The organism is Rhodococcus sp. 66b (assembly GCF_002076325.1).
GTDB lineage: Bacteria > Actinomycetota > Actinomycetes > Mycobacteriales > Mycobacteriaceae > Rhodococcus_F > Rhodococcus_F erythropolis.
The window spans coordinates 192,069-208,076 of sequence record NZ_MUZB01000008.1; the positions used below are offsets into that span (position 1 = coordinate 192,069).

General features: G+C 63.8%; 13 protein-coding genes and 1 other RNA gene. 8 read left to right on the forward strand and 6 right to left on the reverse strand.

Features of this window, described 5'->3' with window-relative positions; translation table 11 throughout:
- Positions 1–9: 9 nt before the first annotated feature.
- Together B0E55_RS17020 and B0E55_RS17025 are read right to left on the reverse strand one after the other, a co-directional pair.
- Positions 10–1,245 (reverse strand): SLC13 family permease, encoded by a 1,236-nt coding sequence (locus B0E55_RS17020; RefSeq protein ID WP_080910086.1) that lies wholly within the window; start codon positions 1,243–1,245, stop codon positions 10–12.
- 28 nt (positions 1,246–1,273) lie between these two features.
- Positions 1,274–1,801 (reverse strand): DUF1697 domain-containing protein, encoded by a 528-nt coding sequence (locus tag B0E55_RS17025; protein WP_047887979.1) that lies wholly within the window; start codon positions 1,799–1,801, stop codon positions 1,274–1,276.
- Between the two features lie 54 nt (positions 1,802–1,855).
- Between B0E55_RS17025 and rnpB the strand changes: the two genes are divergently transcribed.
- The 3 genes from rnpB (at position 1,856) to B0E55_RS17040 (ending at position 4,263) form a co-directional block, all read left to right on the forward strand.
- An RNA gene (gene rnpB, locus B0E55_RS17030) (RNase P RNA component class A) lies at positions 1,856–2,270 on the forward strand.
- A gap of 320 nt (positions 2,271–2,590) precedes the next feature.
- Positions 2,591–2,776, forward strand: a complete 186-nt coding sequence (locus B0E55_RS17035; RefSeq protein WP_007735457.1) for a hypothetical protein — start codon at positions 2,591–2,593, stop codon at positions 2,774–2,776.
- 77 nt (positions 2,777–2,853) lie between these two features.
- The gene (locus B0E55_RS17040; protein ID WP_060938885.1) at positions 2,854–4,263 is read left to right on the forward strand and encodes an RNB domain-containing ribonuclease; all 1,410 of its coding nucleotides are present in this window, start codon (positions 2,854–2,856) and stop codon (positions 4,261–4,263) included.
- 4 nt (positions 4,264–4,267) lie between these two features.
- Here the strand turns inward: B0E55_RS17040 and pip are convergent, their stop codons facing one another.
- From pip to panB, 3 genes are read right to left on the reverse strand one after another with little or no spacing between them, the layout of a single operon-like run.
- Positions 4,268–5,251 carry a prolyl aminopeptidase gene (pip, locus tag B0E55_RS17045; RefSeq protein ID WP_080910087.1) on the reverse strand — a complete coding sequence of 328 codons (984 nt, stop codon included), beginning with the start codon at positions 5,249–5,251 and terminating at the stop codon, positions 4,268–4,270.
- Positions 5,251–5,691 carry a hypothetical protein gene (locus B0E55_RS17050; RefSeq protein WP_020969914.1) on the reverse strand — a complete coding sequence of 147 codons (441 nt, stop codon included), beginning with the start codon at positions 5,689–5,691 and terminating at the stop codon, positions 5,251–5,253. Before B0E55_RS17050 ends, pip begins: the two co-directional genes overlap by 1 nt.
- 51 nt (positions 5,692–5,742) lie before the next feature.
- Positions 5,743–6,594 carry a 3-methyl-2-oxobutanoate hydroxymethyltransferase gene (gene panB, locus B0E55_RS17055; RefSeq protein WP_003941624.1) on the reverse strand — a complete coding sequence of 284 codons (852 nt, stop codon included), beginning with the start codon at positions 6,592–6,594 and terminating at the stop codon, positions 5,743–5,745.
- Positions 6,595–6,801: 207 nt separating this feature from the next.
- Between panB and B0E55_RS17060 the strand changes: the two genes are divergently transcribed.
- The 3 genes from B0E55_RS17060 to B0E55_RS17070 all read left to right on the forward strand — a co-directional run bounded on the left by B0E55_RS17060 (position 6,802) and on the right by B0E55_RS17070 (position 12,832).
- On the forward strand, positions 6,802–8,373 hold the full coding sequence (locus B0E55_RS17060) for an alpha/beta hydrolase (protein WP_030537557.1): 1,572 nt from the start codon (positions 6,802–6,804) through the stop codon (positions 8,371–8,373).
- Between the two features lie 107 nt (positions 8,374–8,480).
- Entirely contained in the window at positions 8,481–9,821 is a 1,341-nt protein-coding gene (locus tag B0E55_RS17065; protein ID WP_003941637.1) for a glutamine synthetase family protein, read from the forward strand.
- On the forward strand, positions 9,818–12,832 hold the full coding sequence (locus B0E55_RS17070; RefSeq protein ID WP_020969911.1) for a bifunctional [glutamine synthetase] adenylyltransferase/[glutamine synthetase]-adenylyl-L-tyrosine phosphorylase: 3,015 nt from the start codon (positions 9,818–9,820) through the stop codon (positions 12,830–12,832). Before B0E55_RS17065 ends, B0E55_RS17070 begins: the two co-directional genes overlap by 4 nt.
- A 9-nt stretch (positions 12,833–12,841) precedes the next feature.
- On the opposite strand, the gene B0E55_RS17075 is transcribed toward B0E55_RS17070, so the two are convergent.
- The gene (locus tag B0E55_RS17075; RefSeq protein ID WP_080910088.1) at positions 12,842–13,702 is read right to left on the reverse strand and encodes a fused MFS/spermidine synthase; all 861 of its coding nucleotides are present in this window, start codon (positions 13,700–13,702) and stop codon (positions 12,842–12,844) included.
- A gap of 166 nt (positions 13,703–13,868) precedes the next feature.
- On the opposite strand from B0E55_RS17075, the gene B0E55_RS17080 reads away from it, so the two are divergent.
- Entirely contained in the window at positions 13,869–14,996 is a 1,128-nt protein-coding gene (locus B0E55_RS17080; RefSeq protein WP_020908136.1) for an NDMA-dependent alcohol dehydrogenase, read from the forward strand.
- Positions 14,997–15,185: 189 nt separating this feature from the next.
- On the forward strand, positions 15,186–16,007 hold the full coding sequence (locus tag B0E55_RS17085) for an alpha/beta fold hydrolase (RefSeq protein WP_019748943.1): 822 nt from the start codon (positions 15,186–15,188) through the stop codon (positions 16,005–16,007).
- Position 16,008 lies beyond the last annotated feature (1 nt).

Here is a 16,008-nt window from a genome sequence, read left to right on the forward strand (position 1 = left end):
AGCCTCTGATCAGATCACCAGCCACAGGGCACTCACGGCGGCGAGCAGCGTCAGTGGCGTCGTGATGACCCCGAGCAGAGTGAACGTCGCCAGCGTGGGCGGTGCGCCCGCGCTGGTGGCAACTCGTCGCCAGAGCATTGTCGCGAGAGAGCCCACGTAGGTGAGGTTGGGCCCGAGGTTGACGCCGATCAACATCGCGAGCACCAGGCCTGGAGGTGCTCCCGTCCCGAGCGCCGCGATCATCAGCAAGGTTGCCGGCAGGTTATTGACGAGGTTGGACGCGAGCGCAGCGACCACGGCGACGAATAGCAGTGATCCGTAGCTGGTGTCGCCTGGCAGGATCTGCGCAATCCATTCTCCCACCGGCCCGTTCGCGACTCCGGCGACGATGATCCCGAGAACCAGGACGAACGCGCAGAACCAGAGGTCGGCAGCGTAGAGCATCTTGGAGGCGGTCGTACGGTGCCGAGCCAGAGCGATCGCTCCCAGAACACTCGCACCCACCACAGCGATCCAGGCGGGTTCGATCCCGAAGAAACCCGAAACCGCGAAACCGACCAGCGTCAGTCCGATCACCGCCAGCGGCAGACTCGGCGCAGGCGAGGAAGTTTTACTTGCCGGTGGCTCTGTGTTTTCCGAGCGGACGAGTTCGGATCGGAAGAACAGTCGGAAGATCAGATATTCGACAGCGATCGTCACGACCCACGGCAACGCCATCAACGCGGTGAAGTGCAAGAACGTCAAACCTGTTGCAGCAAAAGCGATGAGGTTGGTCAGGTTCGACACCGGCAGAAGCGTCGACGCCGAGTTCGACAGGTGCGCACTGGCATACGAATGGGGCCGCGGACTTGCTCCGATGGATCGTGCGGCCGCGATCACTGCGGGTGTCAGAAGTACGACGGTGGCGTCGAGGCTCAGGACCGCCGTGGTCAGGGCAGCCGCGCCGAATACGTAAATCAGCAACCGGTGCGGATCGGCGAGGGATTTTTGCTGCAGGATCTGGCTGACCCAGCGAAAGACGCCGAGAGCGTCCGCGGCATGAGCGAGAACCAGCACGGCAACCAGGAAGACGACGGTGGGTGCCATGCTCGTCAGTTCTTCGCGGGCTTCGTCGAGAGTGACGACACCGGTCAGGAGAACGACGACAGCTGCCGGCCCGGCGATGACGATCTCGGGAAGCCCACGTGGACGCACTATCGCGAAGACGAGGACGACGGCGACGAGCAGGATCGGTAGAAGAGTCACGCGCTGGTGCTCCGTGTCGGGGCAAGCGTCATTTGAGCAGTTTGTAGAGCGTGTTCAGGTTTCGGGTTGTGGTGAACGCCTTGAACTTCGGTTTTCCGGTGTTCCGGCCGAACGCGCTCTTGACGGTCTGCCCCTTCTCGACCTCCCAGTACAGGACTCCGTCGCCGGCCACCACGCGTTCGACCGAGGCATCGAGTTGCGCTGCCGCAGCACTCAATTCCTCGAGGATTTCCGGCTCGGAGGCAACCATCGCGTAAGCATGCCAACCCTCGCGTTCTCGGTCGAACGGGTAGTTGTCCACGATCGCTTGCAGTGTCGGAATGTCGAGGACGAATACCCAAGCCTCGTAGCCGAACTCGCGGGCGAGGGCGGATTCGATCTGTTTCTTCAGCGACGGGATGTCGGTGCTCGGACTGTCGAACAGAACGTTGCCCGAGGCCAGGACGGTTTTCACGCCTTGGAATCCGAGGTCGCCGAAGACTCTCGCGAGGTCCGCCATCTTGATGTTGATGCCGCCCACGTTGATACCGCGTAGCAGGGCCACGTACCGAGTCATAAGGTGACCATAGTGCCGGCCACCGACAGGCGCCCGGTAGCATACGGGGGCGGACGAGTTGGCCGGGCGGCCGCGGCTTCTGGAACCAGCGTGTACCACGCACAGGCCTGGGGCCGAGGAAAGTCCGGACTCCACAGAGCAGGGCGGTTGTTAACGGCAACCCGAGGCAACTCGCGGGACAGTGCCACAGAAAACAGACCGCCTGCCTTTCGAGGCAGGTAAGGGTGAAACGGTGCGGTAAGAGCGCACCAGCACCTCGGGTGACCGGGGTGGCTAGGTAAACCCCGCCCGGAGCAAGGTTGAAGGTCGCATCGCTCGCGGTGCGGCTGCGCAGGTGTTCGAGGGCTGCTCGCCCGAGCCTGCGGGTGAACCGCTCGAGGCACCCGGCGACGGTGTGCCCAGATGGATGGTCGCCACTCGGCACTTCGGTGCCGCAGGACAGGATCCGGCTTACACGCCGACTCGTCCGCCCGCGATCTGCACAGTGAGAAAAAGAAGACCCCCACCGGATCGGTGGGGGTCTTCTTTTGTTCGAAAAGCTGTCAGACAGGCTTGATGACCAGCAGCGTAGCCCAGTACGTTGCCGCGTCATGGCCCATGAGCGGGAGGAGGTAATCGTAAAGAATTGCGGACATGCGCACTCCATTTTCTGTTCGTAGCTTGTGTTGGGCATTCAAGCAGAACTCACCGTTCGAATGTCCGGTTCTCACCTGCCAGGCCAAGTAGAAAGAATATCAGTCTCACAGCGATCTACAAGCTTCTATCTCACTCTGATGTCACACTGTGGATATGACTGATGAAGATCGACTCTGGTACTTCGACGTGTCCGACGGTTCCGTCACGCAGGGAAAGGGCGCGTCCTCGTTGACGAGGATGGGGCCGTACCCTGATCGGGACTCTGCCGAGCATGCATTGAAGATCGCTGCCGAACGCAACAAAGCTGCCGATCGGGCAGACGAAGACTGGAACAATTGAGACTTGGAACAACTGGGACCGGTGCAGCTGCTACACCGGCCCGAACCGATCATGGAGGATGCGTGCCCGCAAGTCGAATGATGGTGCAGGGAATCGACTTCGGAGTGGTTCGGGCGGAGTTCGACTTGCCAGGAGCATTCTCGGCCGCGGCGCAGGCCGAGGCCGAGAATGCCGTGGATCGTTTCGGTGCCGGGCGTGTCGACGAAACGGGTATCGCCTTCGTGACCATCGACCCTCCCGGATCGATGGACCTCGACCAGGCAGTGCACATCGAGAAGACCTCGACCGGGTACGTCGTGCACTACGCGATCGCCGACGTCGCGGCGGTGGTGACGCCGGGCGGTGCGCTCGACATCGAAACCCGCAAGCGTGGTCAAACCTTCTATCTCCCGGACGGTTCCGTTCCGCTGCATCCTCGGGCGTTGTCGGAGGGATCGGCGAGTCTGCTGCCGGACGTGGTTCGCCCCGCCGCACTGTGGCGTATCGAGTTGGACGCCCAGGCCGAGCCCACGTCATGGCAGGTGAGACGCGCTCTGGTGAAATCGGTGGCGCGTCTGGATTATTCGACCGTGCAACGTGACGCCGACGCGGGCACCTTGCATCCGTCGATCGCCGCACTACCGGAATTCGGACGATTGCGCAGTGCCTCGGCGGTTGCCAGGGGCGCCATCGAGCTGAAACTGCCCGAGCAGTCAGTGGTTCGGGATCAGCCAGAGGACGAGTCCTCGGCTCGCTGGCGGATCGAGCTCGAGCCACGCACCGAAGCGGACGACTGGAACGCAGAAGTGTCGCTGCTGACCGGGATGTGTGCCGGCCGCATGATGATCGACGCAGGTATCGGGCTGCTTCGCACGCTGCCGCCGGCCGAGGAGTCCGCGGTTCGCACCCTGCGGAGAACTGCAGTGGCGCTGGGTATCACGTGGCCGGAGGGTCGAAGCGTCGGGCAGATTCTTGCCGGACTCGATTCCAACGAGCCGTCGACGATGGCGCTGATGTCGGTTGCGCCGTCGTTGCTGCGCGGCGCAGACTACGCGGCCTTCGACGGCCAGCTACCGGAGTTGACGGTGCATGCGGGGATCGGAGCGCCCTACGCTCATGTGACGGCTCCACTGCGCCGGCTGTCCGATCGCTTCAGCACCGAGGTGTGTCTGGCGATCACAGCTGGTACGCCGGTACCGGAATGGGTGCGCACCGCCCTTCCCGAGTTGCCCGACATCATGAGTGGGTCCGACTCACTGGCGAACAAGGTCGACCGCGCGTGCATCGATCTCACCGAGTCCACGCTGCTCGACGGCCGGGTCGGCGAGGTCTTCGACGCGGTGGTGATGCGCGCCAAGGACGGAAAGCGCTCGGCGGAAGTGTTTGTCCCGTCGGTCGCAGTGATTGCGAAATGTGTCGGAACGCCCGATGACGGTGAGCGCGCAAAGGTGCGACTCACCGCCGTCGACACGGTCAAACGGACGGTGGAATTCACGTTCCCGGCGTAGGGCGCTACCGGTACGAATCGGTGGCTTCCACCAAGTGATGTGCGATGCCGGGCTCCATCGCGGAGTGTCCCGCGTCGTCGACGATCACGAGCTTGGATTCGGGCCACGCCTTGTGCAGCGCCCAGGCGCTGGTGGCGGGGCAGACGACGTCGTAGCGGCCCTGGACGATCGTCCCCGGAATGCCGTGCAGGGCGGAGCTTTTGCGTAGGAGCTGACCCTCGTCGAAGAATCCGCCGTTGACGAAGTAGTGGTTCTCGATACGAGCGAAGGCCAAGGCGAACCTGGTCTCGGAGTTCTGTTCGATCTTGTCCGCCTGGGGGTACAGGTAGCTCGTCGATCCTTCCCAAGCCGACCAGGCGATTGCTGCCCGGGCCGCGACGTCGGGGTCTTCGGAATGGAGCAGTTGGTGATAGACCGCGACGAGGTCTTCGCCGCGCTGCGCCTCGGGTACCGGTTCGAGGAATTTGTCCCAGCGCTCCGGAAAGATGTTTCCCGCGCCGCCGTTGTAGTACCAGTCGATCTCGCTACGACGCAGGAGAAAGATCCCGCGCAGAACCAGTTCCGTGACGCGCGTGGGAAACGTTTCGGCGTAGGCGATGGAAAGCGTGGAACCCCAGGACCCCCCGAATACCATCCACTTGTCGATCGAGAGATGTTCGCGCAGGGCTTCGATGTCGGCCAGCAGCTTGTCCGTGGTGTTCACCGACAGGTCGGCGCCGTCGGCAACGTGCGGGGTGGATCGCCCGCAGCCGCGCTGGTCGAGTAGAACGATGCGGTATGCGGCCGGATCGAAGAACTGGCGTACCGCCGGTTGTGCACCGCCACCGGGGCCACCGTGCAGGAACACCACCGGCTTGCCGTCCGGATTTCCGCTGACTTCCCAGTACATGCTTTGGCCGTCACCGACGTCGAGGAAGCCGGTGACAAAGGGTTCGATCGGGGGATAGAGACTCCGCAGAGCCGACTGCTGTGCTGACGTTTCGCTCATCAGAAGCCCACCAGTCCGGAGGCGAGATCGGGGATCTCGAGTGCGGAAATCGCGCCGCCCCGGACGTCGGGGCACGCGGCAGAGGTTGCCGCGTCGATGCTTTCGCGGTTCTGGGCGAGATCGAGCAGGTTGATGCCGTTCTGCGTCGCCCACGTGATGACGATCGTGTTCAGTCCGCCCTTGCCGAGCGTCGGGGTGACGGTCCGCCAGTTCTGCAGCTGCCCTTCCATATCCGAGCACAACTGCTGGACCTGAGCGTCGGTGAACGTCGAACCGGACGCGGAGGTTGTTGCCGGCGCCGTCTTGGTGGAACTCGCGGGCGTAGTGCTGCTGGGCGCGGGAGAGTTGGTGGACCCTCCCGCGCATCCGCTCAGCACCGTGACGAGAGCTGCCGCGCCGACTACAGCTGCGGCAGTAGAACTTCGACGGTTACCGATCATTGAACGCACCCCTGGCTGGTTGAGAGACAGGCGGCGTTCGCCGGTCTCGGATCAGAAACTGTGTTCTGCGGCCGGGAAAGCGCCAGTGCGAACTTCTGATGCATAGGCGGCGGCTGCGGAACGCAGTTCGTCACCGACGTTACCGAAACGCTTGACGAACTTGGCTGTCTTACCGCTCGTGTAACCCGCCATGTCCTGCCAGACGAGTACCTGAGCGTCGCATTCGGAACCGGCCCCGATGCCGACGGTGGGGATGGTGAGTTTGCGGCTGACCTGGCCCGCAATCTCGGCCGGAACCATTTCCATGACGACGGAGAACGCCCCGGCTTCCTGGACTGCAATGGCGTCCGCCACAAGCTGCTCGGCCGCGTCGCCGCGACCCTGGACGCGGAATCCGCCGAGCGAGTTCACGCTCTGCGGGGTGAATCCGACGTGAGCCATGACGGGGATGCCGGCCGAGGTGATAGCCGCGATCTGCTTGCTCATCCGCTCGCCGCCCTCGAGTTTGACGGCGTGCGCGAGGCCTTCCTTCATGAACCGTGTCGCAGTCGCAAGGGCCTGCTCGGCGGAACCCTCGTAGGTGCCGAAGGGGAGGTCTGCGACGACGAGTGCGTGCGGGGCGCCGCGAACCACGCCACGCACGAGCGGGAGCAGTTCGTCGACGGTGATCGGCACGGTGGTGTCGTAGCCGTAGACGACGTTGGCGGCAGAGTCGCCGACGAGCAGCACCGGGATGCCTGCGTCTTCGAAGATGCGTGCCGTGGAGTAGTCGTAAGCGGTGAGCATCGACCAGCGTTCGCCGTTCTGCTTCATCTCGGCGAGGTGGTGAATGCGCGTCTTACGCTTCGGTGCATCGGTAGAGCTTGCAGTGGGTACAGAACCATAGAGAGGTGTTTCGGACATCGTTGTCCCTTTCTGGCCTCGAGGCCCTGAGCGTTGATCGCCTTCGGGTCCCCGGGTGTGGGTGATGACGTGTTCAGTCTGCCACCGGACATCGCCGACACGAATAGTTGACGGGGTGCAATGGGTCACATCACCGCGTGCCTGTCAGTTAGGTGCCGAACCGAGGCGAACCGCTGGCTACCGAGGTTTCCTGGCACCATCAATGGCATGTCGAAGTTCGTTCGCCTCTCCGGTGCCCTCGCCGGAAGCGCAGCAGTGCTCGTGTTGGTTGTCGGTTGCACCAGTTCGGAAGGCACGCCCGAATCAGTGGAACCTGCTGGTTCTGCCGCGTCCGCGGTGCCGTCCGGCCTCGAGAAATTCTACGAGCAGACGCTCGACTGGGGTTCGTGCGACCAATTTGTCGAAGAAGGAACTGCGCCGCTGGGGCGTGGGGTCGACTGCGCCGAGGTGAGCGTTCCCGTCGACTACGCGAATCCGAACGGCGACACCGCGAAGGTGGTGATCTCGCGTTCGAAGGCAACCGGCGACCGCATCGGCTCACTGTTGCTGAACCCCGGCGGGCCGGGTGGGTCCGGGCTGTCGATGGCGACATCGGGTTCGGGCACCGAACTGCAGGAACGTTTCGACATGATCGGCTTCGATCCGCGGGGGATCGGGGCATCGACCCCGCAGGTACGGTGTTTGACGCCGGAGGAGACCGACGCGGAGCGTGCGGAGGTCAACGTCGACATGACACCGGAGGGCATCGCTCTCGCCGAGGCGGACAGCAAGGACTACGCCGCCAAGTGCGCTGAGCGGACCGGTACGGAGTTCCTCGCTCATGTCGGTACCTACGAGGTGGTGCGAGATATGGACGTCATTCGGGGCGTTCTCGGCGATCCGAAGATGAACTACCTCGGGTTCTCGTACGGGACCCGGCTCGGATCCACGTACGCGGAAACCTTTCCGCAGAACGTCCGAGCGATGGTCCTCGACGGCGCGCTCGACCCCGAGCAGGATCCGGTCGACGAAGTGGTCTTGCAGGGGCAGGGCTTCCAAGGCGCGTTCGACGCCTTTGTCGCCGACTGTGTCTCGCGAACGGATTGCCCGCTGGGTGATGATCCGGCGCAGGCGCAGGCACGCTTTCAGGCACTCGTCGATCCGTTGATCGAGAAGCCGGCACAGACCACCGATCCGCGCGGGCTGAGTTATTCAGACGCGATCACGGGCGTGCAGCAGGCTCTGTATTCGCCACAGTTGTGGACGCCGCTGCGTGGGGGTCTGTCGAGTCTGGCCGACGGACGCGGCGACTCGCTGCTCAATCTCGCCGACATGTACGAAGGCCGTGAGGACGACGGCAGCTACTCCAACATCAACGACGCGTTCAACGCCATTCGCTGCGTGGACGATCCGGCAACCACCGACCGCGCCGAGGCCGGCGAATCCGACACTCGGTACCGCGAGGCGGCGCCGTTCCTCGACGACGGCCGCGGGACGGGTCAAGCGCCGCTCGACCTGTGCGCGTTCTGGCCCGTTCCGGCTACCGGCAGCCCCCACGCGCTCGACCCCCAGGCGCTCGCCGATGCCGGCCTGCCTCAGTTGGTCGTCGTCTCCACGACGCAGGATCCGGCAACGCCGTATCAGGCCGGAGTGGATCTCGCCAAGCAGTTGGGCGCTGCCCTGATCACGTTCGACGGAACCCAACACACGGTGGTTCTGGACGGAAACTCCTGCGTCGACGATGCCGTCGTCGACTACTTCGTTTACTTGAAGGCACCGGAAGAGGGTCTGACATGTTAACCGGCGCGACGCCGTACGCTGCGCCTATTCGATGGTGACCAATCACTCTGTTAACCGGGACCACTGATGTAACACAGATTTAACGTGGCTTGCTTAGTCTCGCGTGCATGGATCGCCAAAAAGAATTCGTGCTTCGTACCCTGGAAGAGCGCGACATTCGGTTTGTCCGCTTGTGGTTCACCGATGTTCTCGGGTACCTCAAATCGGTGGCGATCGCCCCCGCCGAACTCGAAGGCGCCTTCGAGGAGGGAATCGGATTCGACGGTTCCGCCATCGAGGGATTCTCACGAGTCTCCGAAGCCGACACCGTCGCTCGGCCCGACGCCTCGACATTCCAGATCCTGCCGTGGGCCCACAAGGACGGTGCGCAACATTCCGCGCGCATGTTCTGCGACATCACGATGCCCGACGGTTCGCCGTCGTGGGCCGATCCGCGCCACGTACTGCGTCGCCAGTTGAGCAAGGCCAGCGACTTGGGCTTCAGCTGCTACGTCCACCCGGAAATCGAGTTCTTCCTTCTGGAGAACGGCCCGATCGACGGCACTCCGCCGATCCCGGCCGACTCGGGCGGATACTTCGACCAGGCCGTGCACGATTCGGCTCCGAATTTCCGCCGCCACGCCATCGACGCACTCGAGTCGATGGGCATCTCGGTCGAGTTCAGCCACCACGAGGCCGCGCCGGGTCAGCAGGAGATCGATCTGCGCTACGCCGACGCGCTCTCGATGGCCGACAACGTCATGACGTTCCGATACGTCGTGAAGGAGGTCGCGATCGGTGAAGGCGTCCGGGCGAGCTTCATGCCCAAGCCGTTCAGTGATCAGGCCGGCTCCGCGATGCACACCCACATGAGCCTGTTCGAGGGCGACACGAACGCCTTCCACAATCCTGACGATCCGATGCAGCTCTCCGAGACCGGCAAGGCGTTCATCGCCGGCATCCTCGAGCACGCCAACGAGATCAGTGCGGTCACGAACCAGTGGGTCAACTCGTACAAGCGACTCGTCCACGGGGGAGAGGCACCCACTGCTGCGTCGTGGGGCCCGTCCAACCGATCGGCTCTCATTCGCGTCCCGATGTACACGCCCAACAAGGCGTCCTCGCGCCGCGTCGAGATCCGAAGCCCAGACTCGGCCTGCAACCCGTACCTGACTTTCGCGGTCCTGCTTGCTGCCGGTCTTCGCGGCATCGAGAAGGGCTACACCTTGCCGCCCGAGGCAGAAGACGACGTGTGGTCGTTGACCTCCGCCGAGCGCCGCGCCATGGGCTACAAGGAACTGCCGAGCAACTTGGACAGCGCTCTGCGCGAGATGGAGAAGTCGGAACTGGTGGCCGAAGCACTCGGCGAACACGTCTTCGATTTCTTCCTGCGCAACAAGCGTCGTGAGTGGGAGGAATACCGCAGCCACGTGACGCCGTTCGAGCTCAAGACCTACCTCGGTCTGTGACGGTGAAACCGCCCGCTGCGAGATCAGCAGTTCCAGGACCGGGTCGACTCGGGCTGGTCGAGCCCACCGCTGCCGACGAGTTGCGTCAGCTCGGTTGGGTCGACGCCGAGAGCATCGAACTCTTGTGGTCGCTTTCGCGTGCCGCGAATGCCGACCTCGCTCTGCGCACCCTTGTGCGGATCAAGGACGGGCTCGACGACGGGTGGCGCGAACTCGATCAGGCATTGCGCAAGGACAAAAACCTGCGAGGCCGCTTGTTCGCGCTCGTGGGTGCGTCGTCGGCCTTCGGCGATCACCTGGCCGCGGATCCGATCGGCTGGAAACTGCTCGACGGAACCGCTCTGCCGACCAAGGACGAGGCCACCGCAGCGTTGCTCGAGGCCGTGGGCGCCACCCTCGACGAGGGCGCTACCGAAGGCTCGCTGACCTACCGCGCCACCCTGACCGGGCCGGAAGCTGTTGTTGCTCTGCGTAAGAGCTACAAGGACCAGCTGATGCTGCTGGCTGCGGCTGATCTTGCGGCGACCGTCGAGAACGAACCAGTAGTGCCGTATCAGACTGTGGGTCACCAGCTTTCCGATCTCGCGGACGCTGCCCTGACCGCCGCACTGGCGGTGGCTATCGCAACGGTGTGCCCCGAGGGAAGTTGTCCGATCCGGCTCGCCGTGATCGCCATGGGCAAATGTGGTGCGCGCGAGCTGAACTACGTCTCCGACGTGGACGTCGTGTTCGTCGCCGAACCGGCCGATGCGACGGCCAGCCGCGTTGCCGGCGAGATGATGCGTATCGGTACTTCCGCATTCTTCGAGGTCGATGCTGCGCTGCGCCCCGAAGGCAAGCGCGGAGAACTGGTTCGCTCCCTCGAATCCCACATCACGTACTACAAGCGCTGGGCCAAGACCTGGGAGTTCCAGGCACTGCTCAAGGCTCGTCCGATGACCGGCGACATGGAGCTCGGTCGCCAGTACTCCGAGGCGATGAGCCCGATGGTGTGGATCGCCTCCGAGCGCGAGGACTTCGTCCCCGAAGTCCAGGCCATGCGTCGACGCGTCGAGGAAATGGTTCCCCCCGAACTGCGTGAGCGTGAACTCAAACTCGGCCGCGGAAGTTTGCGCGACGTCGAATTTGCCGTCCAACTCCTGCAATTGGTGCACGGGCGCGCCGACAGTTCGTTGCATGTCCAGAGCACGGTCGATGCACTGACCGCATTGGCGGCGGGTGGATACGTCGGCCGCGACGACGCCGCCAACCTGACTGCGTCGTACGAATTCCTGCGTCTGCTCGAGCACCGTCTGCAGTTGCAGAAGCTCAAGCGCACACACACCCTGCCGCCGCCGGACGACGAGGAAGCGCTGCGTTGGCTGGCCCGCGCCGCGCACATGCGGCCAGACGGTCGTCTGGATTCCCTGGGAGTCCTGCGCGCCGAGATCAAGCGGAATTCGCATCGGATTCGCCGCCTGCACGCCAAGTTGTTCTACCGCCCGCTTCTCGAATCGGTGGCGCGGATGGACAAGGAAGCACTGGTCCTGGGGCCAGAAGCCGCGGTTCGGCAGTTGGCCGCTCTGGGTTACACGGCACCCGAGCATGCTCTCGGGCATCTGACTGCACTGACGAGTGGCGCTTCACGCAAGGGTCGCATTCAAGCGCTCCTGTTGCCGACTCTGCTCGAATCACTCGCGGACACACCGGATCCCGATGCAGGTCTGCTCGCTTACCGCAGGCTCTCGGACGCGCTCGTCGACCAGACGTGGTTCCTGCGCCTGCTCCGCGACGAGGCTGCGGTGGCCGAGCGTCTGATGACCGTGCTGGGCTCGTCGGCGTACCTACCCGACCTGCTCATCAAGGCTCCCGACGTGATTCGCTTGTTCGCGGATTCGCCGAGTGGACCGCGCCTTGTCGAGCCGAAGCCCGAGGACGTCGCTCGCGGAATACTCACCGCCTCCGGCCGACACAGTGATCCCAATCGTGCTGTTGCCGCGGCCCGCTCGCTGCGGCGACACGAACTTGCGCGCATCGCGTCGGCCGACATCCTCGGCATGCTCGATGTTCCCGCCGTCTGCAAGGCGCTGTCCTCGGTGTGGGCCGCAGTGCTCAATGCATCGCTCTCCGCGGTGATCAAGGCCAGCGTCACCGAACTCGGGACCGAGGCGCCGGCCAGTTTCTCCGTCATCGGCATGGGCCGACTCGGCGGCGGCGAACTCGGCTATGGATCCGATGCGGACGTGCTGTTCGTGTGCGAACCCCGCGAGGGCGTCGACGAGACCGTTGCGGTCAAGTGGGCCAACAGCATTGCCGACAAGGTGCGCAAGCTTCTCGGGGCACCGAGCACGGATCCTCCGCTCGAAGTCGACACCGGATTGCGTCCGGAAGGTCGTAACGGACCGATGGTTCGCACGCTCGAGTCGTACGACGCGTACTACGCGAAGTGGGCTCAGGCGTGGGAGATTCAAGCGCTGCTTCGTGCGCACCCGGTTGCCGGTGATCCTGAACTGGGACTGCGGTTCCTGCACATGATCGACAAGACGCGCTACCCCGAAGGCGGCGTCAGTGACGCGGCGGTGCGCGAGATCCGGCGCATCAAGGCGCGCGTCGATTCCGAAAGGCTCCCGCGCGGAGCCGATCCGGCCACGCACACCAAACTGGGTCGCGGTGGCTTGGCCGACATCGAGTGGACTGTGCAATTGCTGCAGCTGCGCCACGCCGACAAGATCGAGTCGCTGCACAACACGTCGACGCTCGAGACTCTCGACGCCATCGGCGCCGCGGAACTGCTCAGTGAAGGTGACGTCGAACTGCTGCGTGACGCCTGGATCACCGCGACGAAGGCACGCAACTGCCTCGTTCTTGTGCGGGGCAAGCCGACGGATCAGCTTCCCGGCCCGGGCCGTGTTCTCGCGGCGGTGGCGCAGGTTGCCGGATACGGCGACGACGCAGGGGAATTCCTCGACAACTACCTGCGCATCACACGACGGGCAAAAGCTGTGGTGGAGAGGGTCTTCGGCGGGGAGTAGCGTTTTCGCTCAGGCCTGCCGAACCGGCGCGTTCGCGGCGAACTTGCGGACTTCGGCGTCCTGCCAAACGTGGGCGGGAACGCCTCCGCCGAGTAGTTCGCGCGCGAGCGCGGGTTGCCCGCCGATCGGTACGTCGCTGCCCGCGATGATCATGTTGCCGTAGCGACGGCCCTTGAGCATCGCGGGATCGGCGATGATCGCCATGTGTTCGAACTGCGCACCGATCGTTGCGGCTTCACTGCGCGCGCCCTGAAGATCCGGGGTGTCGCCGCAGTTGACGATGTAGATACCGCCCGGTGCCAGCACGCGTCGTACGTGGGTGGTGAATTGCGCTGTTGTCAGCGGAGTCGGAGTTGTGTTGCCGGCAAAGACATCTCGAATCACGACGTCTCGGGTGGACTCGGTGAGAGTTTCGGTGACGGCGCGGGCTTCACCGACACGAATGCGCAGCAGCGGTGCGCGCGGTAGGTCGAACCAATCGCGCACCAGTTCGGCCAGGGCGCCGTCGATTTCGACAACCACCTGACGCGCGTCGGGGTAGGTGGCGGCGAAGTACCTGGCCATTGAGCAGGCTCCGCCGCCGAGATGCAGAACCCGCAGACGCTCGGTCTTGTCACGTTCGGAATCGACCAGATGCGCGATCCACCGCATGTACTCGAAATCGAGCACCGTCGGATCTGCGACGTTCACGTGGGAACTGGGCACTCCGTTGATCTGGATGATCCAGCTGTCGTCGGAGTACTGGTCGCGGACAAGTTCGCACGTCCCGGTATCGATCGGAAAAGTACCGGCGACGGGACCGGACTCGCCTCGCTCGGGAGTACCGCTGCGAGTTCTTGTCTTGCGAGTTCCCTTGGCCACTGTGTTGATACTAGCCGTGCGCGTTTCCGGTAACGCCGAGTACCAAAAAGGCGCACGGACCGGCGGTATTCTCGAGTAGTTTCAGGCACACTCGTAGGTGGAGTGTGATCGGCGACACAAATGCCGGCGCGTTCTTTCGTCGTCCGTGCATCACGAAGAATTTCGAGGAGTGCAGGTGAAGGTCAAGGCAGCGGTAGTCAAGGCGCCAGGTCAGGCATGGGAGATCGAAGAGGTCGAGCTGGGGGACCCGGTCTCGGGTGAGGTACAGGTCCGACTCGCCGCATCGGGGCTGTGCCATTCGGACGAACATTTGCGTACGGGCGCCAGCCCGCTGCCCTTCTACCCGGCCTTGGGCGGGCACGAAGGCGCCGGAGTGGTGACGAAGGTCGGCCCGGGTGTCGCGAGCGTCGAAGAAGGCGACCACGTGGTTCTCGCCTTCATCCCGGCGTGCGGACGTTGTCCGTCTTGCGCGAAGGGTCTGCAGAACATCTGCGACGAGGGAGCCGGCCTGTTGACCGGGCAGGCGATCTCCGACAAGACGTACCGCGTCACCCTCAACGACGAGCCGGTCATCCAGATGTGCCTGCTCGGAACATTTTCGCCGTACGTGACCGTCAACGAGGCGTCGGTGATCAAGATCGAGAAGGACATCCCGCTCGACAAGGCGGCCTTGCTCGGCTGCGGTGTTGCCACCGGTTGGGGATCGGCCACCGCGATCGGTGGAGCCAAGGTCGGTGACACGGTGGTGGTCGTCGGCGTCGGCGGCGTCGGAATCAACTCGGTGCAGGGTGCGGCGTCAGCCGGAGCACGATTTGTGATCGCGATCGATCCCGTCGAGTTCAAGCGTGACAAGGCAAAGGAATTCGGCGCCACACACACGTTTGCCTCCCTCGAGGAAGCGCTACCGGTGATCGGCGAGATCACCTGGGGCAAGATGGCCGACGTCACCGTGATCACCGTGGGCGAGATTCACGGCGACATCATTCAGCCCGCGCTCAGCGCGACGGGCAAGGGCGGGCAGGTCGTGGTCGTCGGAATGGGGCACTACGCGGATTCGCAGGTGACGCTCAGCCTCTTCGAGCTGACCCTTCTACAGAAGCGTTTGCAGGGAGCCATCTTCGGCGGGGTAGGACCACGGTCCCAGATTCCCAAGTTGCTCGATCACTACCGAAGCGGCGCACTCAAACTCGACGAGTTGGTGACCAAGACCTACAAGCTCGAGGAGATCAACGAGGGTTACGCCGACATGCTCGAGGGAAAGAACCTGCGCGGAATGATCGTCTACACGGAGGACGATTACTGATCGTTCCCCCTCTGCCTGAAGGGTCCGGCCCGACACCACACTTCGTAGTGTCGGGCCGGAGTCTTCTGCCCCCATGCAGATTTCTGTCGATCGATGAGTCGACTGCCCCCGTAGTGGGCACTCGCAGAGTGAGGAAACCGGGCACCGCGTCCGGACCTCAGTCCACGACTCGACAGAGAAGAGCAGAACATGCCCTACATCACCACTTCCGACGGAACCGAGATCTACTACACCGAGCACGGGGTCGGCCGGCCGATCGTCCTCAGCCACGGGTGGCCGCTGAGTTCTGACGCGTGGCAGGTCGAGATGAAGCTGTTCGCCGACGCCGGATACCGGACCATCGCGCACGATCGTCGAGGGCACGGTCGCTCGTCGAAGACGTACACCGGCAACGACATGGATACATATGCCAAGGACCTGGCTGAGCTGATCGACACGCTCGACCTGAAAGACCTGATCGTGGTGGGCCATTCGACCGGCGGCGGGGAAGTGGTCCGCTACGCGGCGCAGCACGGCAAGGGGCGCGTGGACAAGGTGATCACCGCCGGCGCCGTTCCGCCGATCATGGTCAAGTCGGACGGCAACCCCGAAGGCACACCGATCGAGGTGTTCGACGGCATTCGTGAGGGAGTTCTGCGAGATCGATCGCAGTTCTACAAGGATCTCAGCGAGAGCTTCTACGGCGCGAACCGCGAAGGGGCCGACGTCTCGCAAGGGGCGAAGGACGACTTCTGGCGACAGGGGATGTTGGTCAACCTCGCCGCGGCCTACGACTGCGTCAAGGCATTCTCGGAGACCGATCAGACCTCCGATCTCGAAGCCATCGACGTTCCGTTCCTCATCGCTCAGGGCGACGACGATCAGATCGTGCCGATCGGCGCAGCGGCGGAGAAGGCGATCAAGCTGGTGAAGAAGGGCACGCTGAAGGTATATCCGGGCGCACCGCACGGAATTTACGGCTCGTATCAGCAGACCCTGGACCGGGACATTCTTGCCTTCATCGAGGACTGAC

Coding starts and splice junctions, on each gene's coding strand:
- panB (WP_003941624.1), bottom strand. CDS start 6,594: ATGTCCGAAACACCTCTCTATGGTTCTGTACCCACTGCAAGCTCTACC.
- pip (WP_080910087.1), bottom strand. CDS start 5,251: ATGAGCGAAACGTCAGCACAGCAGTCGGCTCTGCGGAGTCTCTATCCC.
- B0E55_RS17040 (WP_060938885.1), top strand. CDS start 2,854: ATGATGGTGCAGGGAATCGACTTCGGAGTGGTTCGGGCGGAGTTCGAC.
- B0E55_RS17025 (WP_047887979.1), bottom strand. CDS start 1,801: ATGACTCGGTACGTGGCCCTGCTACGCGGTATCAACGTGGGCGGCATC.
- B0E55_RS17065 (WP_003941637.1), top strand. CDS start 8,481: ATGGATCGCCAAAAAGAATTCGTGCTTCGTACCCTGGAAGAGCGCGAC.
- B0E55_RS17050 (WP_020969914.1), bottom strand. CDS start 5,691: ATGATCGGTAACCGTCGAAGTTCTACTGCCGCAGCTGTAGTCGGCGCG.
- B0E55_RS17060 (WP_030537557.1), top strand. CDS start 6,802: ATGTCGAAGTTCGTTCGCCTCTCCGGTGCCCTCGCCGGAAGCGCAGCA.
- B0E55_RS17035 (WP_007735457.1), top strand. CDS start 2,591: ATGACTGATGAAGATCGACTCTGGTACTTCGACGTGTCCGACGGTTCC.
- B0E55_RS17085 (WP_019748943.1), top strand. CDS start 15,186: ATGCCCTACATCACCACTTCCGACGGAACCGAGATCTACTACACCGAG.